21 protein-coding genes are annotated in these 22,496 nt (G+C 71.1%); 10 read left to right on the forward strand and 11 right to left on the reverse strand.

The window, feature by feature from the left end; translation table 11 throughout:
* Positions 1 to 164: 164 nt before the first annotated feature.
* Both OG206_RS07185 and OG206_RS07190 read left to right on the forward strand, forming a co-directional pair.
* Positions 165 to 644, forward strand: a complete 480-nt coding sequence (locus tag OG206_RS07185) for a Fur family transcriptional regulator (protein ID WP_327113423.1) — start codon at positions 165 to 167, stop codon at positions 642 to 644.
* Positions 637 to 2,109, forward strand: coding sequence for a catalase (locus OG206_RS07190; protein ID WP_327122205.1), 1,473 nt, complete (start codon positions 637 to 639; stop codon positions 2,107 to 2,109). Before OG206_RS07185 ends, OG206_RS07190 begins: the two co-directional genes overlap by 8 nt.
* An 82-nt stretch (positions 2,110 to 2,191) precedes the next feature.
* On the opposite strand, the gene OG206_RS07195 is transcribed toward OG206_RS07190, so the two are convergent.
* Positions 2,192 to 2,569: an ankyrin repeat domain-containing protein gene (locus OG206_RS07195; RefSeq protein ID WP_327113425.1), complete on the reverse strand. Its 378-nt coding sequence runs from the start codon at positions 2,567 to 2,569 to the stop codon at positions 2,192 to 2,194.
* Between the two features lie 233 nt (positions 2,570 to 2,802).
* Between OG206_RS07195 and OG206_RS07200 the strand changes: the two genes are divergently transcribed.
* Positions 2,803 to 4,347, forward strand: coding sequence for a sugar transferase (locus tag OG206_RS07200; protein ID WP_327113427.1), 1,545 nt, complete (start codon positions 2,803 to 2,805; stop codon positions 4,345 to 4,347).
* Between the two features lie 72 nt (positions 4,348 to 4,419).
* Here OG206_RS07200 and OG206_RS07205 read toward each other — a convergent pair whose 3' ends face one another.
* A complete protein-coding gene (locus tag OG206_RS07205) occupies positions 4,420 to 5,403 on the reverse strand; it encodes a GDP-L-fucose synthase family protein (protein WP_327113429.1) in 984 nt (327 codons plus the stop codon).
* 115 nt (positions 5,404 to 5,518) lie between these two features.
* Here OG206_RS07205 and gmd point away from each other — a divergent pair, with 115 nt between their 5' ends.
* Genes gmd through OG206_RS07230 form a run of 5 tightly spaced genes read left to right on the forward strand, consistent with a single transcriptional unit; the run spans position 5,519 to position 10,980 of the window.
* Positions 5,519 to 6,532, forward strand: coding sequence for a GDP-mannose 4,6-dehydratase (gene gmd, locus OG206_RS07210; protein WP_327113431.1), 1,014 nt, complete (start codon positions 5,519 to 5,521; stop codon positions 6,530 to 6,532).
* Positions 6,529 to 7,197 (forward strand): CBM96 family carbohydrate-binding protein, encoded by a 669-nt coding sequence (locus OG206_RS07215; RefSeq protein ID WP_327113433.1) that lies wholly within the window; start codon positions 6,529 to 6,531, stop codon positions 7,195 to 7,197. Before gmd ends, OG206_RS07215 begins: the two co-directional genes overlap by 4 nt.
* Positions 7,194 to 9,449: a LamG domain-containing protein gene (locus tag OG206_RS07220; RefSeq protein WP_327113435.1), complete on the forward strand. Its 2,256-nt coding sequence runs from the start codon at positions 7,194 to 7,196 to the stop codon at positions 9,447 to 9,449. The genes OG206_RS07215 and OG206_RS07220 overlap by 4 nt, the downstream gene beginning before the upstream one ends.
* Positions 9,446 to 10,156 (forward strand): hypothetical protein, encoded by a 711-nt coding sequence (locus OG206_RS07225; RefSeq protein WP_327113437.1) that lies wholly within the window; start codon positions 9,446 to 9,448, stop codon positions 10,154 to 10,156. The genes OG206_RS07220 and OG206_RS07225 overlap by 4 nt, the downstream gene beginning before the upstream one ends.
* Entirely contained in the window at positions 10,153 to 10,980 is an 828-nt protein-coding gene (locus OG206_RS07230) for a glycosyltransferase family 2 protein (RefSeq protein WP_327113439.1), read from the forward strand. The genes OG206_RS07225 and OG206_RS07230 overlap by 4 nt, the downstream gene beginning before the upstream one ends.
* Before the next feature lie 4 nt (positions 10,981 to 10,984).
* On the opposite strand, the gene OG206_RS07235 is transcribed toward OG206_RS07230, so the two are convergent.
* Positions 10,985 to 12,145 carry a glycosyltransferase gene (locus OG206_RS07235; protein ID WP_327113441.1) on the reverse strand — a complete coding sequence of 387 codons (1,161 nt, stop codon included), beginning with the start codon at positions 12,143 to 12,145 and terminating at the stop codon, positions 10,985 to 10,987.
* A gap of 110 nt (positions 12,146 to 12,255) precedes the next feature.
* On the opposite strand from OG206_RS07235, the gene OG206_RS07240 reads away from it, so the two are divergent.
* Entirely contained in the window at positions 12,256 to 13,794 is a 1,539-nt protein-coding gene (locus OG206_RS07240; RefSeq protein ID WP_327113443.1) for a hypothetical protein, read from the forward strand.
* Here OG206_RS07240 and OG206_RS07245 read toward each other — a convergent pair.
* From OG206_RS07245 to OG206_RS07255, 3 genes are read right to left on the reverse strand one after another with little or no spacing between them, the layout of a single operon-like run.
* Complete coding sequence (locus OG206_RS07245) at positions 13,763 to 15,007, reverse strand: hypothetical protein (RefSeq protein ID WP_327113445.1); 1,245 nt, start codon at positions 15,005 to 15,007, stop codon at positions 13,763 to 13,765. The two genes, OG206_RS07240 and OG206_RS07245, sit on opposite strands and share 32 nt — an antisense overlap.
* On the reverse strand, positions 15,004 to 16,686 hold the full coding sequence (locus OG206_RS07250; RefSeq protein ID WP_327113447.1) for a lipopolysaccharide biosynthesis protein: 1,683 nt from the start codon (positions 16,684 to 16,686) through the stop codon (positions 15,004 to 15,006). The genes OG206_RS07245 and OG206_RS07250 overlap by 4 nt, the downstream gene beginning before the upstream one ends.
* Complete coding sequence (locus OG206_RS07255) at positions 16,683 to 18,005, reverse strand: glycosyltransferase (protein WP_327113449.1); 1,323 nt, start codon at positions 18,003 to 18,005, stop codon at positions 16,683 to 16,685. Before OG206_RS07255 ends, OG206_RS07250 begins: the two co-directional genes overlap by 4 nt.
* 118 nt (positions 18,006 to 18,123) lie before the next feature.
* On the opposite strand from OG206_RS07255, the gene OG206_RS07260 reads away from it, so the two are divergent.
* Positions 18,124 to 18,573, forward strand: coding sequence for an adenylyltransferase/cytidyltransferase family protein (locus OG206_RS07260; protein WP_327113451.1), 450 nt, complete (start codon positions 18,124 to 18,126; stop codon positions 18,571 to 18,573).
* On the opposite strand, the gene OG206_RS07265 is transcribed toward OG206_RS07260, so the two are convergent.
* The 5 genes from OG206_RS07265 to OG206_RS07285 form a co-directional block, all read right to left on the reverse strand.
* Positions 18,542 to 19,273: a CDP-alcohol phosphatidyltransferase family protein gene (locus tag OG206_RS07265; protein WP_327113453.1), complete on the reverse strand. Its 732-nt coding sequence runs from the start codon at positions 19,271 to 19,273 to the stop codon at positions 18,542 to 18,544. The two genes, OG206_RS07260 and OG206_RS07265, sit on opposite strands and share 32 nt — an antisense overlap.
* Before the next feature lie 148 nt (positions 19,274 to 19,421).
* A complete protein-coding gene (gene mnhG, locus OG206_RS07270; protein ID WP_327113455.1) occupies positions 19,422 to 19,817 on the reverse strand; it encodes a monovalent cation/H(+) antiporter subunit G in 396 nt (131 codons plus the stop codon).
* Entirely contained in the window at positions 19,814 to 20,146 is a 333-nt protein-coding gene (locus tag OG206_RS07275) for a monovalent cation/H+ antiporter complex subunit F (protein ID WP_327113457.1), read from the reverse strand. The genes mnhG and OG206_RS07275 overlap by 4 nt, the downstream gene beginning before the upstream one ends.
* On the reverse strand, positions 20,143 to 20,799 hold the full coding sequence (locus OG206_RS07280; RefSeq protein ID WP_327113459.1) for a Na+/H+ antiporter subunit E: 657 nt from the start codon (positions 20,797 to 20,799) through the stop codon (positions 20,143 to 20,145). The genes OG206_RS07275 and OG206_RS07280 overlap by 4 nt, the downstream gene beginning before the upstream one ends.
* Positions 20,796 to 22,451 carry a Na+/H+ antiporter subunit D gene (locus tag OG206_RS07285; RefSeq protein WP_327113461.1) on the reverse strand — a complete coding sequence of 552 codons (1,656 nt, stop codon included), beginning with the start codon at positions 22,449 to 22,451 and terminating at the stop codon, positions 20,796 to 20,798. The genes OG206_RS07280 and OG206_RS07285 overlap by 4 nt, the downstream gene beginning before the upstream one ends.
* Between the last annotated feature and the right edge of the window lie 45 nt (positions 22,452 to 22,496).

The following is a 22,496-nucleotide window of genomic DNA, read 5'->3' on the forward strand; positions in this document are numbered from 1 at the left end:
CTCAAGGGTGCGGCATCCCGCGTCCCAGGGCTGGCGGAAATCGGACATCACGCTGCCGCGGCAGGCGCCCCGTGGGCCCGGGGACGCCGGACAGCCCGGGCCGGGATTCGGGCATCTTCCGGACTTTGATTGGAATCATTCCAGAAGAGTGGTTGACTGCGCACGTGATCGAAACCGAGGCCACGACCCTCCTGCGCGGAGCGTCACTGCGGGTGACCCGACCCAGGGTCGCCGTGCTCTCGGCGGTCCACGAAGCCCAGCACGCCGATGTCAGTACCCTCCTCACCCTGGTACGCGAACGCATCGGCGCGGTCTCCACCCAAGCCGTCTACGACGTGCTCAAGACGCTCGTCGACGCCGGACTGGCGCGGCGGATCGACCTGCCGAACTCTCCGGCACGGTACGAGGGACAGACCTGGGACGACCATCAGCACGTCGTCTGCCGCTCGTGCGGCACCATCGCCGACGTCGAAGGCCCCCAGAACTCTCCGCGCCTGGACGCGCCCCGGAACCACGGGTTCACCATCGATCACGTAGAGGTCACGTACTGGGGCTTGTGCCCGGTATGCCGTCCCGAGCGCGGCCGGGGGGACCCGGAGTCGGTGAACAGAAGTTCTCACACGGAGGAGCAGAACAATTTCTGACAACACGAAGCCGCTGACCACTGCCGCCGGCGCACCGGTCGCCAACAACGAGAACGCCGTCACCGCGGGTCCGCGCGGGCCGATGCTGCTCCAGGACGTCTGGTTCCTGGAGAAGCTGGCCCACTTCAGCCGTGAGGTCATCCCCGAGCGCCGTATGCACGCCAAGGGCTCCGGCGCCTTCGGCACCTTCACGGTGACGCAGGACATCACGCGCTACTCCCGTGCGGCGCTCTTCTCGGAGGTCGGCAAGCAGACCGAGCTCTTCGCCCGGTTCTCCACCGTCGCCGGTGAGCGAGGTGCGGCCGACGCGGAGCGCGACATCCGCGGGTTCGCCCTCCGCTTCTACACCGAGGAGGGGAACTGGGACGTCGTCGGCAACAACACGCCCGTCTTCTTCCACCGTGACCCCCACCACTTCCCCGACCTCAACCGCGCGGTCAAGCGTGACCCGCGCACCAACCTGCGGTCGGCGGAGAACAACTGGGACTTCTGGACCAGCCTCCCCGAGGCCCTGCACCAGATCACGATCGTGATGTCGGACCGCGGAATCCCCGACGGCTACCGCCACATGCACGGCTTCGGCTCGCACACGTACTCGTTCATCAACGAGAGCAACGAGCGCTTCTGGGTGAAGTTCCACTTCCGCACGCAGCAGGGCATCAAGAACCTGACCGACGCGGAGGCCGCAGCCGTCGTCGCCGACGACCGCGAGTCCTCGCAGGCGGACCTGTTCGACGCCATCGAGCGCGGCGACAACCCGAAGTGGACCTTCTTCATCCAGGTCATGCCCGAGGCGGACGCGGCGACCTACCGCTACCACCCGTTCGACCTCACCAAGGTGTGGTCGAAGAAGGACTACCCCCTCATCGAGGTCGGCGAGTTCGAGCTCAACCGCAACCCGGAGAACTACTTCGCCGACGTGGAGCAGGCCGCCTTCACCCCCGCCAACCTCGTGCCCGGCGTGGGCGCTTCGCCCGACCGCATGCTGCAGGGCCGGCTGTTCTCGTACGGTGACGCCGCCCGTTACCGCGTCGGGGTCAACCACCACCAGATCCCGGTCAACCAGCCCCGTGGCGCGAAGAACGTCAACACGTACCACCGGGACGGCCAGTTGCGCGTGGACGGCAACCAGGGCGCGGTGCCCGGCTACACCCCGAACAGCTACGGCCGCTGGGCGGAGCAGCCGCAGTTCGCCGAGCCCGGTCTGGCGCTCGACGGTGCCGCCGCCGACCGGTTCGACTACCGCGAGGACGACGACAACTACTTCGAGCAGCCGGGCAACCTGTTCCGGCAGATGACTCCGGACGAGCAGGACGCCCTGTTCGGCAACACCGCCCGGGCGATCGACGGCGCCTCCAAGGCCACCGTCGAGCGTCACATCAACCACTGCACGCAGGCCGACCCCGCATACGGCGAGGGCGTCCGCAAGGCCATCGAGGCCCTGCAGGCGAGCAAGCAGGCCTGATCACGCCATCGTCGCGAAGACGCCCCGGACGACGCACGCCCGTCCGGGGCGTCTTCGCACGCCCCCACCGGCCGGGTGGCGGCTACCCGAGCAGTGCCGTCCGCCCGAACATCTCCGCCGCGGCCCGGGCACTGGGCGTACCCGCGTCCAGGTCGGCGCCCGCGGCGATCAGCGCCGCCACGATCGCGTCCTCACCCTTGAACAGGGCTCCCGCGACAGGAGACTGGTCCCGGCGGTTGCGCAGGTCGATGTCGGCGCCGAGCCCGATCAGCGCCCGGACCGTCTCCGCCCGTCCGTGGTACGCGGCGAGCATGAGCGGGGTGTTGCCCTCGGGGTCCTGGACGTCGACCGGCAGTCCGTGGCGGAAGAACTCCAGGAGCTCTTCCGTGCGCCCTTGCCTCGCCAGGTCCGACACGATCACGATGAGCTGGTTCGTCTGTTCCTCGGAGAGCGGTTCCATGGCTCAACCCTAGGGACAGGCCCGGGCGCCGCGCGAACGCGCCCCGCCCGCCCCCGCGCCACGGGCCCGGAACGGGACGAGGATCACAACGCCCGACGTGTCTGAACTTCACGAGAACTCCAGCGAAATGGCACGTGTGTGGATATCGTGCACCGAGCGAGGGCGCATCCGTCAGTCCATGGGATCGGCGGATGCGCCCCGTTTGTGGGGATGCAACTGTGGCTGGGGGGTTCATGGGGCATGTCGAAATACCTGAAACGGATATATCCGGGCCTGTCGGGCTGGCGGGGGCACCACGACCGCGTACCGCCACGTCCCGGAACCGCACGGTGGCTCCGGAGCGCGTGTGGAGAGCACCGGCGACCGTAGAGCGCGATCGCGCGGAACGACCGCGGGCGAGGAAGCAGCCCGATCCGCGCGTGCCCGTTCTCGTCATGACTGATCTGCTGGGCCTGGGAGTTCCCGCCCTGTGCGTGCTGCGCGCCGGCGACCAGGCAGGGGCCCTGACCTCGGCGGCATCGGCCGCTCTCGTCTGGGCCGGCGTGCGCGCGTCGCGGGGGCGGTACGCGCGACGGTTCCCGGGGGAACCCGCCGGGGCGGTGCACGGCACCTTCGGCGACTGGCTGGCGCTGGTCGGCGTGCTGGCCGTGCTGCTGGCGATGACGGGGGGTGGCCTCGACCCGGCCACGGCCGTCGCGGCCCTCCTCCCCGGGCTCGGGGTGGCCGTCCTCGCCGCCGCCGCCGGCCGGTGGCGGGCGGCGAGCCGGCGCGGACGCCGGGTCCTGGTGGTCGGTGAGGCCGCGAACCTCGACCGGGCGGTGAATCTGCTCAACTCCCGTAAGGATCACTTCTACAGGGCGGTCGCCGTGGTTCCGGTGGGTCCGGAGGCACCGAGCTGCGGGACTCCCGTCCCCGGCAGGCTGGCGCCCGAGCGGGCCGACGACGACGTATCCACGGTGCTCGGCAGCGCCTTCGCCCACGACGCGGACCTGGTGCTGGTCGCGCCCGGCCCGCAACTCGGCGACGACCGGCTGCGCCGACTGGCGTGGGGCATGCACGACAGTGGGCTCGCCCTCTGCGTGGTCTCGGAGCTGTCCGGCGTCGCGGCGGCCCGGGTGCGCCCCGCCTCCGCGGCCGGGCTGACCTTGCTGCACGTCGCGCCGCCGCTGCGGCACGGCTCGCAGGCGCTGCTCAAGACCGTGGTGGACCGGGCCGGTGCGGCGCTCGGGCTGCTGGCGCTCGCGCCACTGTTCTTCGGGGTGGCCCTGGCCGTGCGGCTCTCGTCGCCCGGCCCCGTCTTCCACCGCCAGACGCGTCACGGCCGGCACAACAGGCCGTTCACCATGTGGAAGTTCCGCACGATGGTGGCGGACGCGGAGGCGCGCAGGGAACAGCTCTCGACCGCGAACGAGAGCGAGGGCCCGATGTTCAAGATGCGCCGCGACCCCCGGGTGACCCGGGTAGGGCACGCCCTGCGCCGGACGTCCGTGGACGAGCTCCCGCAGCTCCTCAACGTGCTACGGGGTGACATGTCCCTGGTAGGACCACGTCCCCCGCTGCCGGAGGAGGTCTCGCGCTACGACGAGCGGGAGCTGCGGCGGCTGGCCGTCAGGCCCGGCCTGACCGGGCTGTGGCAGGTCAGCGGAAGGTCGGACCTGTCCTGGCAGGAGACGGTGTCGCTGGACCTCTGGTACGTCGACAACTGGTCGGTGGCCGGCGACATGGGGCTGCTGGCCCGTACGGTGCGCGCGGTCACCGACGGCCGCGGCGCGTACTGAGGCACGGTGGGGGGACGCGGGAGGAAGCGCGTGCGCGGGAACAGGACACGGTGCGGCCGCCGGGCCGGGCGGTCAGTCGCGGGGGGTGCCGTCGCCGAGCCACCAGGCATAGGTGCGGGCGATGCCGTCCCGCAGGGGGATCTGCGGCTTGAAGCCGAGGGAGGAGAGCCGGGACACGTCGAGAAGCTTGCGCGGGGTACCGTCGGGCTTGGAGGTGTCCCAGACGATGCGGCCCTCGAACTCGGTCACATCCCTTACGGTCTCGGCGAGTTCACGGATCGTCAGGTCTTCACCGCAGCCGACGTTGACGGGTTCGGCCCCGTCGTAGGACTCCAGCAGCCGCACGCAGGCGGCGGCGAGGTCGTCGACGTGGAGGAATTCGCGGCGGGGGCTTCCGGATCCCCACAGCGTGACCTCACCGGCCCCGTCCCGCTTCGCCTCGTGGAAGCGGCGGATCAGGGCGGGCAGGACGTGCGAGGTCTCCAGGTCGAAGTTGTCGCCGGGGCCGTAGAGGTTGGTGGGCATGGCGCTGACGTACGAGGCGCCGTACTGCCGGCGGTAGGACTGGACCTGGACGATGCCGGCGATCTTGGCCAGCGCGTAGGCCTCGTTGGTCGGCTCCAGCGGGCCCGTGAGCAGCGCGTCCTCACGGATCGGCTGCGGGGCGTGCTTGGGATAGATGCACGACGAGCCCAGGAAGAGCAGGCGTTCGATCCCGGCGGCGTGCGCCCCGGCGATCACCGCGAGCTGGATGCGGAGGTTGTCCTCCAGGAACTGCACCGGACTCGTGCTGTTGGCCATGATCCCGCCCACCTTGGCGGCGGCCAGCACGACGGCGTCCGGGCGGGTCTCACGCAGGAACGCCTCGGTCGGCGCGGCCTCGCGCAGATCGAGTGCGTCCCGGCCGCGGGTGATCACCTCGTGGCCATCGGCGGCGAGGCGGCGCACCAGCGCCGATCCGACGAGACCGCGGTGGCCCGCGACGAATATGCGGGCGCCCGGGCGCAGCAGGGGCAGGGCGGATTCCCGGGCCGGGCCGGGGGTGTCAGTCGTCATGGCTCGGATTGTGCCAGCCACCCGGTATCCGGGTGACCCTTTGCCGCATTCCACTCAGATCCAGAAATTTCGGTGACACAAACCGCCCTACGGGCGACCACAGAAGGGGGGAGTCATGGCGAAGACCGCACTCATCACCGGCGTGACCGGACAGGACGGTTCGTACCTGTCGGAGCTGCTGCTCGAGAAGGGGTACACGGTCCACGGACTGATCCGGCGCTCGTCGAGCTTCAACACGGAGCGGATCGACCACATCTACCAGGGGCCCGAAGAGGCGAACCGTTCCTTCGTGCTGCATCACGCCGATCTGTCCGACGGTGTGGCCCTGGTGAACCTGCTGCGGGACATACAGCCGGACGAGGTGTACAACCTGGGCGCCCAGTCCCACGTCCGGGTGTCCTTCGACGCGCCGCTGTACACCGGTGACGTCACGGGGCTGGGCACCGTGCGGCTGCTGGAGGCGGTCCGGGCCAGCGGGATCGAGACCCGGGTGTACCAGGCGTCGTCGTCCGAGATGTTCGGCGCGAGCCCTCCCCCGCAGAACGAGAAGACGCCGTTCCACCCCCGCAGCCCGTACAGCGTGGCCAAGGTCTACGCCTACTGGGCGACGGTCAACTACCGTGAGGCGTACGGCATGTTCGCCACCAACGGCATCCTCTTCAACCACGAGTCCCCCCGCCGGGGCGAGACCTTCGTGACCCGCAAGATCACCCGAGGGGTGGCCAGGATCAAGGCGGGGCTGCAGGACCGGCTGCACCTGGGCAACCTCGACGCCGTACGCGACTGGGGTTACGCCCCCGAGTACGTGGAGGCCATGTGGCGGATGCTCCAGTGCGACACACCCGACGACTACGTGGTGGCCACCGGCGAGGGCGTCAGTGTCCGGCAGTTCCTCGAGTACGCCTTCGAGCACGCCGGACTCGACTGGGCGGAGCACGTGCGCTACGACCCGAAGTACGAGCGCCCCAGCGAGGTCGACGCGCTGATCGGTGACGCGTCCAAGGCGGAGGAACTCCTGGGCTGGAAGCCCGAGGTGAAGTCGAGGGAGCTGGCGCGGATCATGGTGGACGCGGACATCCGGCTGCTCAGCGACCAGCTCACGGGGTCAGCGGTCCGGGTGGACCGATGAGCGGGCGAGGACGTCTCAGACGCGACCGGGCCGGCGTGTTCACCGCCGACGCCTCGGCGAGCGGCGACGGCGGGGTCTACGTGAACGCACCGGGCCACCGTGCCGCACCGTCGGCGGTGGCCGGTTCCGCGGCGCTGTCCCTCAACGGCGCGCCGCCCGGGCCGGGCGACTCCACCGTCACCGTCACCCCGGACGAGGACGCCTACGTCAACGCCGTCGCGGCGAACACGAACTACAACGACGGCCAGCTCGCCTCCCGGGGCAGCACGGCCTGTCTGAGTTACCTGCGCTTCACCCTGCCGTCGGCTCCGGCCGGCCAGGTGTCCAAGAGCGCGCGGCTCGCCTTCCGTACCTCGTCGGACTCGACGGCGGGATCGGCCGAGAGCCACAGCGTCGTGCCGGTCAACGGCACATGGATCGAATCGGCGGTCACCTACAACACCCGGCCGACGCTCTCCACGTCCGTGCTGGGGACCATAACCGGCGCGTCAGCGGTGTCCACCGACTACTCGGCGGACCTCGACGCGACGGCACTGGGCGGGGCCCTGGGCTCCGCCTCCTCACTCGCCCTGACCAGCAGCGGGACGGACAGTCCCCGCATCTGGTCGAGCGAGGCAATCGCGGCCTACCAGCCGCAGCTCGTTCTCACCTTCGGAGATGAATGATGAACGGAAGTACGGGGCGGAGACCAGGGGGACGTGGCCGCGTGCGGGCCGCCTCCGCCGCGCTCTGCCTGTTCGCGGGCGCACTGACCGCGACCGCCGTCGGGGCCACGCCCGCCACGGCCCTGACCCCGCCGGTGTCCATCACCGCGGACGACCTCACCACCTGGCAGACCAACGGCATCGTCTGGTCGATGGCCGCGACGGACGGCGTCGTGTACGCCGGAGGCACCTTCTCCACCGTCCGGCCGCCCGACGCCGCCGCGGGCACCTCTGAACAGCCCGCGGTCAACTTCGCCGCCTTCGACGCCGCAACCGGCGCGCCGACAGGCTGCAGCCTGTCGTTCACCCTCTCCTCGGGGACGGCCACCGTCCGGGCGCTCGCGCTCTCACCGGACGGCGGAACGCTCTACGCGGGGGGCCAGTTCGGCTCGGTGAACGGCGTGGGCGTCAGCAACATCGCCGCGATCGACACGGCGACCTGCACGCCGCGCCAGAACTTCAAGATCTCCGTGTCGGCGACGGTCCGGGCCCTGGACGTGACCGCGGACACCGTCTATCTGGGCGGTGACTTCAACAGCGTGGGCGGCCAGACCCGGAACAAGTTCGCCGCCGTCACCACGGGCGCCTCCCTGCTGCCGTGGACCGCCAACGCGGACGAGGTGGCGCGGGCGGTCCAGGTGACGCCGGACGGACAGCACGTCGCGCTCGGCGGCGACTTCTTCACCGTCAACGGCACCACCACACACGCCCTGGCCGTGGTCGACGCCACGACGGGGGCCCTCACCACGAGCTACCCGGGCTTCATCCCCAACACGTCCACCGTGCAGGACCTCACGACGGACGCCACCGGCCTGTACACCGCCAACGAGGGCACCGGCGGCGGTGTGTTCGACGGCCGGATTGCCATCGACCTCGACGACTACCAGCAGCGCTGGCGGGACACCTGCCTGGGCGCGACCCAGGCCGTCCTGGTCCACTCCGGCGTGCTGTACAGCGGAAGCCACGCCCACGACTGCGCCAGCATGGGTGAGTTCCCGGACCAGCCGCGCAGGCACCTGCTGGCCCAGTCCGTCGACGACCCGGCGCTCCTGCCCTGGTTCCCGGACACGAACGACGGCATCGGCGAGCCCGTCGGACCCCGGGTGATGGCCCAGACCGACAAGGGGGGCCGCCACTACCTCTGGGTCGGCGGCGAGTTCACCACCGTCAACGGTGGCGGCCAACAGGGCCTGACCCGGTTCGCCGACGGCCCGGACACCGGGGCGCCGTGGGTGCCCAACGTCAGCCTGTCCACGGTCGCCCCGGGGCGGATCGACGTCAACTGGCAGACCAGCTACGACACCGACGACGGAGAGCTGACCTACCGGATCTACAAGGACGGGGCGAGCACACCCGTGCACACCGTCACGGGATACTCCGTCTTCTGGGACCGTCCGCAGCTGAGGTGGACCGACACCGACGTGGCGGTGGGCGAGACCCACTCGTACCGCATCACGGCGAGCGACGGCACCAACACCAGCGCCAAGTCGCCGGCCCAGTCGGCCACCGTGGCGGCCTCCACTCAGGCGTACCCGGCGCGGGTCCTCTCCGACGGCGCCTCGCTCTACTGGCGTTACGACGAGGGCACGTCCACCTTCGCCGCGGACACGACCGGTGGGCTTAACAACGGCTTCCTGCGCAACGGCCCGGCCTACCAGCAGACGCCGGCCGCGATCGCGGGCAGTTCCACGGCCATCGGTTTCGACGGCTCCACCGAATACGGGTACAGCAACAAGCTGCAGGCGCACCCGGCCCGCTTCTCCGTGGAGACGTGGATCAAGACCACCACCACGCGCGGTGGCAAGGTCATCGGCTTCGGCAATCTGACCATGCAGAACAGCACCCGCTACGACAAGCAGGTCTACATGGCCAACAACGGGCGTCTGGTCTTCGGCGTCTACAGCAGCGGCTACCGCACCGTCACCACGACGGGGGCCTACAACGACGGCAACTGGCACCACGTCGTCGCCACCCAGGGCACCGGCGGCATGGCGCTGTACGTGGACGGGCAGCTGCGCGCGTCCAACTTCCTCTACACGGGCAACGAGAACTATCCCGGCTACTGGAGGGTCGGCGGGGACAACCTGGCGAACTGGCCGAACCGCCCGACCAGCAACTTCTTCGCCGGGCAGATCGACGAGACCGCGGTGTACCCGGCCGCGCTCAGCTCGTCCCAGGTCAGCGCGCACTACGCCCTGAGGACGGCTGAATGAGATATCCGCTCCTGGCCGGCACCGCCGTCGCTCTCGCGACGGCGGTGCTGGCCGCCTGCGGTTCGTCCGGCGGGTCCGGCGGGTCCGGTGACGGAGGCAGCGGGAACGCCGCGGGCAGCACGCCGCCCGCGGCGGTCTCCTCCGCCCCCTCCGTCGCCGGCCCGCCGGCGGCCGGGACGGACGAGCGGTCCGCAGAGCCGGCCGCCACGCCGAAGGCGCCCGCCGGAGACATCACCCCGGCGACGGGGACCTTCACCAAGAAGCAGAAGGAGTACCTGACCGACCGCGTACCCAAGGGCATGGACCCGGCAGCCGTGCTCCAGACGGGCCAGGAGACCTGCGACAGGCTCCGCTACCTGGACAAGGCCGACCGGGACATCGCCGTCGGCGCGATCGTCTCCGGCGAGATCAACGACGCCGGGCCGGCGGTCAGCCATCTCTGCCCCCAGCACCAGGACCTGGTCGACGACGCCGCACGCGGATACGCCGACGGCACCCACAAGGGCGCGGCTCTGCGGACCGGCCGCTACCGCGCCGCATCACCCACGAAGACGTGCAGCTGGCAGGTGACGGGGCCGGGCGGCAAGGCCCTGGTTTCCGGTTCCTCCGACACCGGCAAGCCGGTGGAGGTCACCGTCCCGGAGTCCGCCCGCGCCTTCACCTCCACAGGCTGCTACGCCTGGCTGCCCCGAGGAGACAACGCATGAGCAAGCTGCCCATAGCCGTCGCGATCCCCACCAGGAACGAGGGTCTGAACATCGCCGAGGCGGTGAAGTCGGTCCTGGGCCACTTCGAGGCGGTCGTCGTGGTGGACTCCCACAGCACCGACGACACCGCGAAGATCGCCGAGGAGTGCGGGGCCGAGGTGGTCACGTACACCTGGGACGGCGGCCACCCGCGCAAGAAGCAGTGGTGCCTGGAGAACGTCCGCACGGATCTGGACTGGATCCTGCTGCTCGACGGCGACGAGCGCCTCAGTCCGGGGCTGCTCGCGGAGCTTCGTCGGATCTTCGCGGATCCGGCCGCGCCGAAGCCGGCGGCGTACGACATACCGCTGGGGTACTGGTTCTCCGGGAAACGGCTGCGGCACGGCTACACCATCCGCAAGCGCTCCCTCACCGACCGGACCCGCTGCCACTACCCGGAGGTGGGAGACCTCGCCGCGCCCGGTATCGGCGAGGTGGAGGGGCACTACCAGCCGGTCGCGGCGACGGCCGAGGCACTGAGCAGTCCCATCGAGCACCAGGACCTCGACCCGGTCACCGCGTGGTTCGAGCGGCACAACCGCTACTCGGACTGGGAGGCGTGGCTGGAGCACCACCCCGACGTCAAGGAGCAGGTACGGAAGGTGAAGTCCCGTCAGGGACAGCTCTTCCACAAGGCGCCGTTCAAGCCGCTGGTGTCCTTCGCCTACATGTACGTCTACCGGCGGGGCTTCCTGGACGGACGGGCGGGTCTGGACTTCGCCCTGGCGATGAGCTTCTACCGCTGGCAGATCGCGCTCAAGTCACGTGAGGGAAGGACAGATTGAGTACTCACGCCTTCCGGCGGACCACGTCCTCGTAGGTCTGCCGGAGGGTGGCGGTGACGGCCTCGATGGTGAACTGGTCGTTGACCAGCTGCCAGGCGGCCTTGCCCGCCTGCTCGGCGGCCTCAGGCTCCAGCAGCTCCAGGATCGCGTCGGCGACCTTACGGGCGTTGGCCGCGTCCTCGCCGACCCGGCTGTCGATCACCCTGCCCGCGCCGGCCCCCGAGACGTCGGGGGCCTGCCCGCAGGTGCGGGTGATGACGACCGGAGTACCGACCGACATCGCCTCCAGGACCGAGACCGGGAACGGCTCCTCGATCGCCGGCAGCACGTACACATCGGCCTCACGCGCGGCGGCCAGGACCTCGTCGTGCTCCAGCGGGCCCACATGGTCGAGGGACTCCGCGACGCCCAGCTTCCGGGCGAGGGCGAGGGTGCCGGCCAGCGCACCGGTGTCCGGGCCGGCCAGCACGAAGCGGGCGTCCGGGTGGCGGGCGAGGACGTGCGGCATCGCGGCGATGAAGTCCTCGGGCCGCTTGCGCTTCTGGATGCGGGCGAGGTACAGCACGGTCGGCGGGCGGCCGGGGTCGCGGGTGGGCTTGCGCTCCTGCGGGCGGACACCGTTGACCAGCCGTACGGTACGGGTGAGCGTTGCGGGAGCTGCGACGGCGTTCACATCGACCCGCTCCATCTCGGTGAGGTGCAGGACGGCGTCGGCCTGGCGGAGCACCTTGCGGACCCCGAGGACGTCGGTGAGCTGGGCGACCTTCTTCTCGGTGGGGTCGATCATGCCGTGAGTCTGGACGACCAGAGGTGTGCGGGTCGCGAGCGCGAGGAGCGCCGCCGGCAGGGTCACCAGGTCCCGCATCAGATGGACGTGGACGAGGTCGGCGCCGCGCATCATGCGGCGTGCGGTGCGCAGCAGCGCGGCGGAGGTGATGCCACTGACCTCGAACATGGGGAGCAGGTGCCGCGCCTGGAAAAGATGGACCGGAACTCCTTCTACGCAGCTGGGTAGTTCGCCGTCGGGGAAACCGTCGCCGAGGGCCATGACGCGTGCGTCGTCGCCGTTTGCCCGCTGAACCTTGGAGAGGTTGAACGCCACCCGGGTCGGGCCGCCGAAGGCGTGGTCCGGAGTGTGGAGCGTGACAACGTGCAGGACTTTCACCAGAGTTCCCCTCGACTGCGGCCAATAATTCACAGGGTAGTCATCGTGCCCCTTCAAGTGGGCTGATTCGTTAGAGTGTTCAGCGGTTCACTGATCCCGGGGGGGGGAGCATGACGTCGGTGCACACATCGGCGACCGAGCAGGCCGCCCGCACGGTCGCGCCTCCGGAGTGGCCACTCCGGGGCGGCGCCCCGGAGCCGCCCGAGCAGCCGATCGCCTGGTCAATGCTCTCGCGGGCCCTGTCCGTGCCTCTCATCCTCGGCCTGGTGTGCTTCCTGCCCGCGGTGATCGCCGCCCAGCCGGGCAGCGAGGTCCGGGACACCGCCTACTGGCTCCAGTTGGTGCTGACCTGCTATGCGGGGGCCCGGCTGGCGACGATGATCCTCTCCACCCGGCGACGCCTGCTCCAGGGCGTCTTCTGGATGTTCGTGTACATCGCGATGGGCGTGGCACCGTTCGCCCAGGTGGTGATCGGGCAGACGCCGACGCCGATGGTGGGGCCCCACCAGGACCTGGTCACGGCCATCGCGATGGTCCTGGTGGGGTGTGCCGCCTTCGACCTGGGGGCGCTGCTGGCCTCGCGGCGGCCGCTGCGGCGTCGTACGCCCTCCACGCGGAGCCCGGGCGGAGGGCCGGCCGTGGCGCATCCCGTGCGGCTGCGGCTGCTGGTGCTGGTGGCGTTCGCGGCGAGCGCGTTCTACGTGCTGAAGCTGGGCGGGCCCTCGGTCTTCTTCTCCAGCCGGCAGGAGATCAACGAGACCGTCGCGGCGAGCGGGGTGGTTTCGGAGGGGTCCAACGTCGGCTCGGCGTTCGTCAAGGGCTTCGGCCAGGTCCCGGCGCTGCTGGCGCTGCTCTTCTACACCCGCCGTCTGGCAACCTCCTACCGGGCCCGGCGCACCCCGTCGACGGTGCTGGTGTGGGTGGCGCTGGTGGCGCTGAACCTCGTGGTCAACAACCCGGTGTCCAACGCCCGTTACTGGTTCCTGACGGCGCTGATGGCCTTTGTGTTCACCGCTTTCCCGAGCAGTGCGGCGATCTACCGCATCGTGCTCACGACGGGGGTGGTGGGGGCCCTGGTGGTGTTCCCGTACGCCGACAGGTTCCGGTACGACGACGAGGGACAGCGGCCCGCGCAGTCGGCCTCGGTCTTCGAGCCGCTGGTGACCAAGGACTACGACCAGATGGTGATGTTCGCCAACAGCATCTCCTGGGTCGACACCCGAGGCCACACCTACGGACGCCAGTTGACGGGCTCCGCCCTCTTCTTCGTGCCGCGCGCCATGTGGAGCGGGAAGCCGGAGGACACCGGGGTCCGGGTCGGGCAGTGGATGGGGCTGAAGATGACCAACCTCTCGGCCCCGCTGTGGACCGAGTTCTGGGTCGACTTCGGCGCGTCCGGGGTGATCGGCGGGTTCGCACTGATCGGTTACGCGGTGGCGCGCACCGACCGCCGGTACGCGCGGGCCGTCACCCGGGCGGGACCCGGCCCCGGGAGTGTGCTGGCCATCGCCGCGCCACTGATCGCCGGTTACACCTTCATCCTGTTGCGCGGCCCGCTCCTGCAGGCGGCCGGGAAGCTGGCCATCGCCGCGCTGTGTCTGCTGCTGATCAGCACGTTCAAGGAGCGGAGGGCAGGGCGCCGGCGGTGAGGGCCGCGTCGGGCGTCGGCTTCCCGCGTCGAAGCCGGACCACCCGGATCCAGGTGGCGGCCGCCTTGCACACCGATCCCAGGCACAGCCCCCAGGCGGCCCCCCGGACACCGCCGGCGGCGTAGCCCGAGGCCATGAAGACGACGGCGGTGAGCGAAAAGACCACCTGGATGCTGAGGGTGGTGCGGGGGTCGAGCATGCGCAGGGCGAGCAGTCCGCAGGTGCCGACGGCCATCGCCGCGTACTGGCTGCCGGTCGCCGGGAGCAGTGCCGCGGCCGTGGGCCAGGTGTCGCCCAGGATCTGGCGTCCCGCCCGGTCGGGCAGCACGGCCAGCACCGTGGCCCAGAGCACGGCGGTGCCCGCGAGTACGCCGCCGAGGGCGGCCGTCGCCCGGACCCGGCGGCGTTCGTCGCCCACGCGGCCGAGCAGCGGCGGGCCGAACGACGTGGCGGAGGTGAACAGGACGTTGAGCGGCCCGAAGAGCGTGGTGGCTCCGCGCAGCGCGCCGACCAGGAGCGGGTTGGCGACGGCGCCGAGGCCGAGGACGGACAGCTGGCCGGTCGCGTTGCCCACGCCGAACTCGACGACGAAGCGCTGCCCGAGGTGGCCCCTCCTCAGCATCGGGCGCAGCAGCAGCGGAGTTCCTGCGGTCGCACGGTGCAGCAGGGCGGCCGACAGCAGCAGGGCGGGCAGCGCGGAGAGCCCCCAGACCAGGATCAGGCGGCCGGGGCCGGTGCCGTACTGCTGGAAGGAGAGCGCGCCGAGCACACACGCCAGCCGTACCACGTCCCCGGCCAGGGCGATATGGGGGCGCTGGAGGGTCGAGAAGGCGTAACGCAGGGCGTCCTGCCCCAGGACGACGGGCAGGACGAGTCCGAGCATCATGAGGGCGCGGGCGGTGTCACCCGGGACGAGCAGGCAGACGGCGGCGAGCAGCGCTCCGAGGGCGGCCGAGGCCCCGACGGTGAACACGACGGCCGAGCGGCAGGCACCCCTGGTGTCCTCGCCCGCACCGCGCCGCAGGACCAGCGGCTGCCCGGTGTACGCGCCGGAGACGCCCAGCAGCACCGTGAAGACGAGGTAGACCGCGGAGAAGCGGGCGAAGTCGGCCACGGTCGAGAGCCGGGCGGCGGCCACCAGCACCAGGATGTTGGTGAGCGCCGCCACGCCCTGGTCCGCGACCGAGCAGAGGATCGCGGTGCGGGCTCTCACGGCCGCGCAGCCGGGAGCGTGAAGGAGCGCAGGCCCATGGTCTCGGCGGGGTCCCCCTTGAGTTCGGGCGCGTCCGAATCCACCGCCGGCCCGCCGGGGCCGCCGCCGGTGCGCCGCCGGGCGGACTTCTCCCGCGGCTCCGTCCGGCGCAGCCGGCCCCTGCCGGGGTGGAGGAGAGCGCCGAGGACGGAGCCGCCGGAGGCGCCGATGATCTCGCGGATGCGTTCCAGGTCGCTGCGGTGCACCTCGCGGGGGTCACAGACGATCATGACTCCCTCGACCCGGTCGACCAGGGCGACCGCGTCGGCGTACGACAGCACCGGTGGCGCGAGCACGATGACGACCGTGCCGGGGCGGTCGGCCTCGGCGACGATTCGGCCCACGGGTGCCGAGGTCAGGGCGCGCGGGACGTTGTCCGCGGTGACCCCGGCGATGAGGGCGAACGCCCCGGAGCCGGGCACGTCCACGTTGAAGCGGCCGCCCGTCGGCCAGCTGCCGTCGCCCTCCTCCGCCGCCCAGCGTGGCGGCCGCACCTCGTGGGCCGACGACCCCAGGTCGCGGGCCAGGGACGGGGTGCGCAGGTCGGCCTCGACGATCAGCACGTCGCGGCCCATCTCGGCGAAGGCGGCTGCCAGGTTGACGGCGGCCGCCGCCGCCGCGGTGTTGTCGCCGCGGGGGGCGGTGACCAGGAGGCGGCGCCTCTCCGCGAACGACGGGTCGTAGGCCAGCCGGAAAGCGACCGCACGGTACTCCTCGGCCAGCCGGGAGCCGCTGCGTCCGATGGCGAGCAGGGTGCCGGCGGCGGCACGTTCCCGGGGCAGGGTGCCGAGCAGCGGGGCGCCGAGCGAGCGGACGAGCTCGCGGGGCGACCGCACGGCGGGGTCGAAGACGAGGCGCACCCAGGAGAGCAGCAGCCCCAGCGCCAGGCCGACGACCGCGCCGAGGCCGAGGAGCAGTGGCATTCCGGCTCCGGTGGGCGAAGTGGGAGCCACCGGCTTCTTGTTGAGGTAGCCGGGCGTGGTGTCGAGGGCCTTGAGCTCGGAGATCTTCCGGGTCAGTTCGGAGATGGAGACGATGATGTTGGCCCGTGCGCTGCTGACGTCGTCCGTGGCTCCGGCTCCCTCCTCCAGCAGGTCACGCTTGTCCTCCAGTGGTTCGAGCTGGGCGCGGTAGCCGTTCGCCATGTTCTCGATGCTCTCCTGGGTCCGCGACTTGCGGTGCGCCAGGTAGCCGTTGGCGAGGGCTTCCGCGCGGGCGCGTGCCTGCTCGGGGGTCGCCCCGGTGTAGGAGAAGCGGAGGGTGAGGGTGTTGGGCGGGTTCGTGACCTGGAGCCCGGCGAGCAGCTTGCGGGCGGTCACGTCGTCGCCCTGCTTGAGCAGGGTCCCCGCAGCCAGGACACCCACGGTGTCGCTCACCGCGGTCTGCCGTTCGGAGCCGATGTTGATGCCCTTGTCGGCGGAGGCGCCGGTGGCGAAGGGGTCGGCGGTCGCGGAGCGCACCTGCACCTCGCCCGTCGCGGTGTAGGTGTCCTCGCCGCTCAGGGCGAGGAAACCGCCGCCGAGCAGGCCGACGAGGACGCCGCCGGCGAGCAGCATGCGGTAGCGCAGGAGCTGACGGAACTGATCGCGCAGCAGCGCCGGTTCGTCCTGGTCGTCCAGCGGGCGGATCGAATGGCTCATCGGCGTGTTCTCCCTTGTGCTTCCCCTGCGCGTACGTCCCCGACCGGTCCGTCACCCGGTCGTGAGCCCCCGGACGAGGCGTCCGCGAGCGCTTCGGTGAGCAGCGCGTCGAAGCGGGCGAGGCCCGCCTCCCTGCCCAGGTGCCGCGCGACGTAGCCGGGGCCGTGCGCGCCCAGCGCGTCCGCCGCGGCGGGATCGGCGGTCAGTTCCCTCACGGCGCCGAGGAGGGCGGCCGGGTCCTCGGGGGCGACGAGCACTCCCGCACCCGAGCGGCGCACCTCGTCGGCGGTTCCGCCCTCGCCGGCCACGGAGGCGACGACGGGCCGCCCCGAGACGAAGTACGAGGTGAGCTTGGACGGCACGCTCATGTCGAGCACGGAGGCCCGCTGGGTGACCGCCAGCACGTCGGCGGCGGCCAGCACGTCGGTGAAGTCGTCCGCGGCCGCGGGCGGGAGGAAGTCGATGTTGGGCAGCCCCGCGGCGAGCGCGCGCAGCGCCTCGCGCTGATTGCCGTCGCCCATGAGCACGACCCGGACGTCCGGTGCCAGCCTCGCCAGGGCGACCAGCACGTCGAGCCCCTGCTTGAGGCCCATGTTCCCGGAGTGCAGCACGACGGGGGTGCCCTCGCGCCAGCCGAGCCGGGCCCGGGTAGCGGCCCGGTCACCCGAAGGGTGCTCCACATGCGTCCAGTTGGGGACGACACGGATGCGGCCGGGGTCGACACCGAGGGCGGTGACACCCTCCACGAAGCTCTCGTGGATCACGCCCACGAGTGCGGCGCCGCTCAGCGCGTGGCGTTCGGCCCGCGCGGCGACGACCGCCGCTCTGCCGCCGCCGCGGATCCCGCTCTGCGCGGCGGCGGCGCCCATCAGGTCCTGGACCACGGGTATGTGGGGGACGCGGTGGCGGCGCGCCAGCCGCGCGCCTATGACCCCGCCCGCGAGGCTCGGCATCTGGGAGATCACCGCGTCGGGCCGCCCCGGAGGCGGAGCGAGGACGCCGTGGAGGAGTACGGAAGCCTCGAACAGGCCGCGTCGCAGCGCGGTCTGCCGTGGCGGCACGTAATGGCGGCGTCGGTACACGCGCACACCCCGGCGCTCCTCCTCCCGGCGCCACGCCCCCTGGTAATCCTCGTCCACCCGCCAGGCGGGGTAGTGAGGCATACCGGTCAGGACCTCGGTCCTGGCCCCCGACGCCGCCCAGTGCTCGGCGAGTTGCGTGGCGTACGGGCCTATGCCCGTCAGCTCGGGTGCGTAGTTGGTGGAGACCACGAGAAGGTGGCGGTTTTCGAACGGTCTCTGATGCTCAGCAGCGGACAACGGATGATCGCCTTCCCCCCGGAACAGCCTCTCCTTCGAGCTTATCCGTTCACGGGATGCGCAAGTGTTCTTCACAGTAAGGTCGTTGAACCAGTTCCACCGTGGGGGGAGAGAACGGATGGTGCAGCACAGGGTCGGTTACGCACCGGGGGTGTACGACCTGTTCCACGTCGGCCACCTGAACATCCTGCGGCACGCCCGCAGCCAGTGCGACTACCTGGTGGCCGGGGTCGTCTCCGACGAGATGGCCGCGCTCGCCAAGGGGCACAAACCGGTGATCCCGCTGCCCGAGCGGCTGGAGATCGTGCGCAGCGTGCGCCATGTCGACGCGGCGTTCGTGGAGACGGTTCCGGACAAGGTCGAGACCTGGCAGCAGGTCCGCTTCGACGTGATCTTCAAGGGCGACGACTGGCGTGGCACGGAGAAGGGTGAGCGTCTGGAGCGGGACTTCGCCGAGGTCGGGGTGGAGGTCGTCTACTTCCCGTACACGGTGCACACGTCCAGCACCCAGCTGCGCCGGGCGCTGGACGTACTCGTCAGCCGGCCCGGAGCGCTCTCAGCTCCCTGAACCACTTGGTCAGGAACGCCACCAGGAACACGGCGTGCACGGCCGCGAGCAGGGCGTACCCGACGCGGAAGGCCGAGGGCGCGCCGAGCAGCAGGAAGACCAGGCAGAACACGCCGTAGTCGGCGGGCAGCAGCGCCGCGGCCCGCACCGAGGACACCGGTGCCGCGGGACCGGCGGCCACCGGTGCGGTGCGGGCCGCGGCCTTCCCGAGCTGTTCGCGCAGCAGCCCGGCGCAGAACGTCAGCACGGCGACGAACAGGAAGCCGAGCGGAAGAAGCAGCCACCCGTCCCCCTGCAGCGGGGCGAACCGGTGGAAGGAGATCAGTACGGCGCTGTGCACCAGGATCATCTTGGCGCAGTCCACGACATGGTCCAGCCATTCGCCGTCGGGGCCGCCGCGCCCGGTCAGCCGGGCGAGCTGCCCGTCCGCCGAGTCGAAGGCGAAACCGGCCGCCAGGCCCGCCCAGACGAGAAGCCCGAGCTGCCAGGACGGTTCTGCCAGCGCCACTGCGGCGATGGCGGCGAAGGTGAACACGGCGCTGACGAGAGTCACCTGATTGGGCGTCAGTCCCACGCGGTACGCACCGGCGGCGAGCACCCGCCCGGCCGGACGGTTCACGAACCGCGAGTAGAGCGAGACGCCCTTGGACGTCTTCTGTGCGCCGCGCAACTCGCGCAGCACCGTACCCGTGCTTTCCATACGCCCCCCAGCGCCGGCCACAGCAGTCGGTGCATCATGGCAGACGAACGGCCCGGGAGGAGCGGGTACGGCGCAGTTCAGGTCTCCTGACGTGCGCCGGTGTCCGGCGGGCCGGCTCTTGTGGCGGCGTGGGGGCGGCCCCGCCGGATCAGTCCGTCCCGGTGCCGTGCTCCGGCCCGGGAGACCGGTCCGGAGCACGCTCCGTGAGCTGCCGGTCCAAGTCGTCGCGCAGAAGCTCGGCGTGCTCGATCTGGCCGGTGCGGTAGGCGGACCGCGCCACCAGGTGCGCCGCGACCGGCCCGGTCAGCAGCTGGAAGAAGCCGATGAGGCCCAGCGTGGCGAGGTCCATGCCGCTGCGCAGCCGCAGCGCCACTCCGGCCAGCACCAGCAGCAGCCCCAGGGTCTGCGGTTTGGTCGCGGCGTGACTGCGCGAGAGCACGTCGGGGAGCTTCAGCATCCCGACGACACCGAGCAGGCAGATCGCCGCGCCGACGAACACCAGAGCCGCTCCGAGGGTGTCGCTGACCTGCACCCAGGCACTCATCCGGAGCCCTCCTCGTCGACGTGCCGGCGGGGCGTCGGCCGAGAGGGCGGCCGGTCGCGCACGGCGATGAAACGGGCGATGCCCACCGATCCGGTGAAGCCGAGGAAGGCGAGCACCAGCATGACCGGGAAGTAGAACGGGTCCCGCGCCCATGCCGACTTGGCACCGAGGCCGGCGATGATCAGGGCCGCGATCACGTCGAGCGCGATGGCCCGGTCCAGCATGGAGGGACCGCGCCAGACCCGGTAGAACATCAGCGCTCCCGCCACGACCAGCACGACGACGGCGGCGGTCAGCAGGACCCTGTCGACCGTTTCGGGTGCGCTCATGCCCCCTCCTCCATGTCGCCGTCGATGTCTTCCCCCGTGCCGTCGGACGACTCGTGGCCCGGCGGTGGTCCGGCCACCCTCCGGATCTCGTCCCGTGTGCCGAACGCCCGCACCGTCAGGCGTTCCAGCCGCCAGACCGAGCGCCGTGCGGCGGCCAGTTCCTCCGGCCGGTCCGCGTCGAGGACGTGCAGGAAGAGCGTGGCGGTGGCACGGCGTACCTCGATGACCGCGCCGCCGGGCACATTGGACACCGAGACGGCGGTCGCGGCGAGCATCAGGTCACTGCGGCAGCGCAGCGGCACCGCGATCACGGCGGGCCGGTGCGGACGCCCCGAGAAGATCTGCCGGGTGACCTTCACGCCGGAGGTGTACATGTCGTACAGCAGGTATCCGGCGAGCACCAGGATGCCCCAGGGGTGGAGCCGCAGGCCGAGGTCGACCTGGGGCAGCGGGAAGGCAAGGCAGACGACGATCGCCACGACGGCTCCGATGACGACGTTGGCCCAGGTCAGCGTGGACCACAGCAGCACCCAGATCAGGGTGAGCCACGCGATCAGCGGAAGGTCCAGTACCCGGCGCCGGCGCCCTGCGAACTCGACACTGAGGGGCGGCAGTTCAGGATTGCCGCGGGACAGGGTGATCAGTCGCCTCACCGGCCGAGCACCTCCTGCGTGTAGGGCGTGCGCGCGAGGATCTCGGCCGCCGCACGGTCGGTGAAGGTGGTGAGCGGGCCGGCCAGCACGGTGAACGCGAGGCTGAGCGCGACGGCTCCGGCGGTGGCCGCGCTCATGGCGCGCGGCGGTTTGGTCGTGGTGGTCACCGCGCGCCCGTGCAGGCTCGCCGTGACGGTCTGCCCGGCGGGCAGGGGAGGCCCCGCGACCCCTTCGTCCCCGGTGCCCGGCATCCGGTCGGGCCCGACGTCGGTGTCTTCGTCACCGGTGTCGTCCGCGTCCTCGAGCACCGTGCCGTAGGCGGCCTGGTCGGGGGGCTCGGCGCGCCAGAAGGCCAGGTTCCAGACCTTGGCCATCACGTACAGCGTGAGCAGGCTCGTCACCGTCGCCCCGGCAACGAGGATCCAGGCCCATGCGCCGCCGTCGGCCACACCGGCCCGCATCAGGCCGAGTTTGCCGATGAAGCCGGACAGCGGCGGGATTCCCGCGAGGTTCATCGCGGGGACGAAGAAGAGGACGGCGAGCAGGGGGGCGGCCTTGGCCAGCCCGCCGATGCGGGTCAGTTCGTTGGTGCCGCCGCGGCGCTCGATGAGCCCGGCGACGAGGAAGAGCGTGGTCTGCACGGTGATGTGGTGCACGACGTAGAAGATCGCTCCGCTGTACCCCGCGCGGGTGGCGAGGCCGATACCGAAGACCATGTAGCCGATGTGGCTGATGAGGGTGAAGGACAGCAGGCGCTTCAGATCCGTCTGCGCGACCGCTCCCAGGATGCCCACGATCATCGAGACGAGAGCCACGGCCAGCAGCAGGTCGCCGAGCCGGTTGCCCGGGAAGAGCAGGGTTTCCGTCCGGAGCATGCAGTAGACCCCCACCTTGGTCAGCAGGCCCGCGAAGACGGCGGTGACGGGCGCGGGCGCCGTCGGATAGGAGTCGGGGAGCCAGGCCGCGACGGGGAACACCGCGGCCTTCACGGCGAAGACGGTCAGCAGCATCGCCTGGATCAGGGTCTGTACACCCAGCGGGAGTTCGGGTAGTCGCGCTGCGAGCTGGGCGAAGTTGGCGGTGCCGGTGGCGGCGTAGGTCATGGCGATGGCCGTCAGGAACAGCATCGACGAGAACAGCGAGATGATGACGTAGGTGGAGCCTGCCCGGATGCGCGGACCGGTGCCGCCGAGGGTCAGCAGGACGAAGCTGGCGACGAGCATGATCTCGAACGCGACGTAGAGGTTGACGAGGTCACCGGCGAGGAACGTGCAGGACACCCCGGCCACCAGGATGAGGTAGGCGGGGTGGAAGACGGCGACCGGAGTCTCCTTGTCGCGGTCCGACATGCCCTGGCCGAGCGAGTAGACCAGGACGGCGAGGGTGACGGCCGACGACACCGTGAGCATCAGCCCGGACAGCCGGTCGGCGACCAGGGTGATGCCGAGCGGCGGTGCGAAGTCGCCGAGGTCGACGTGGAGGGCACCCTGGCGGTCCGCCGCGATCATCAGCGCGACGGAGAGGCCGAGCACGGCCGTGAGCACCGCGACGCTGATGAACCGCTGGAACCGGGCGAGCCGGGTACCGAAGGCGAGGCTGAGCCCCGTGGCGCAGAGCGGCAGCAGCACCGGCAGCGGGACGAGTGCGTTCATCCGGCGGCTCCTCGGTCGGGGTCGGAGGGATCGGGGCCGGAGCGA

This window comes from Streptomyces sp. NBC_01341, assembly GCF_035946055.1.
Lineage (GTDB): Bacteria > Actinomycetota > Actinomycetes > Streptomycetales > Streptomycetaceae > Streptomyces.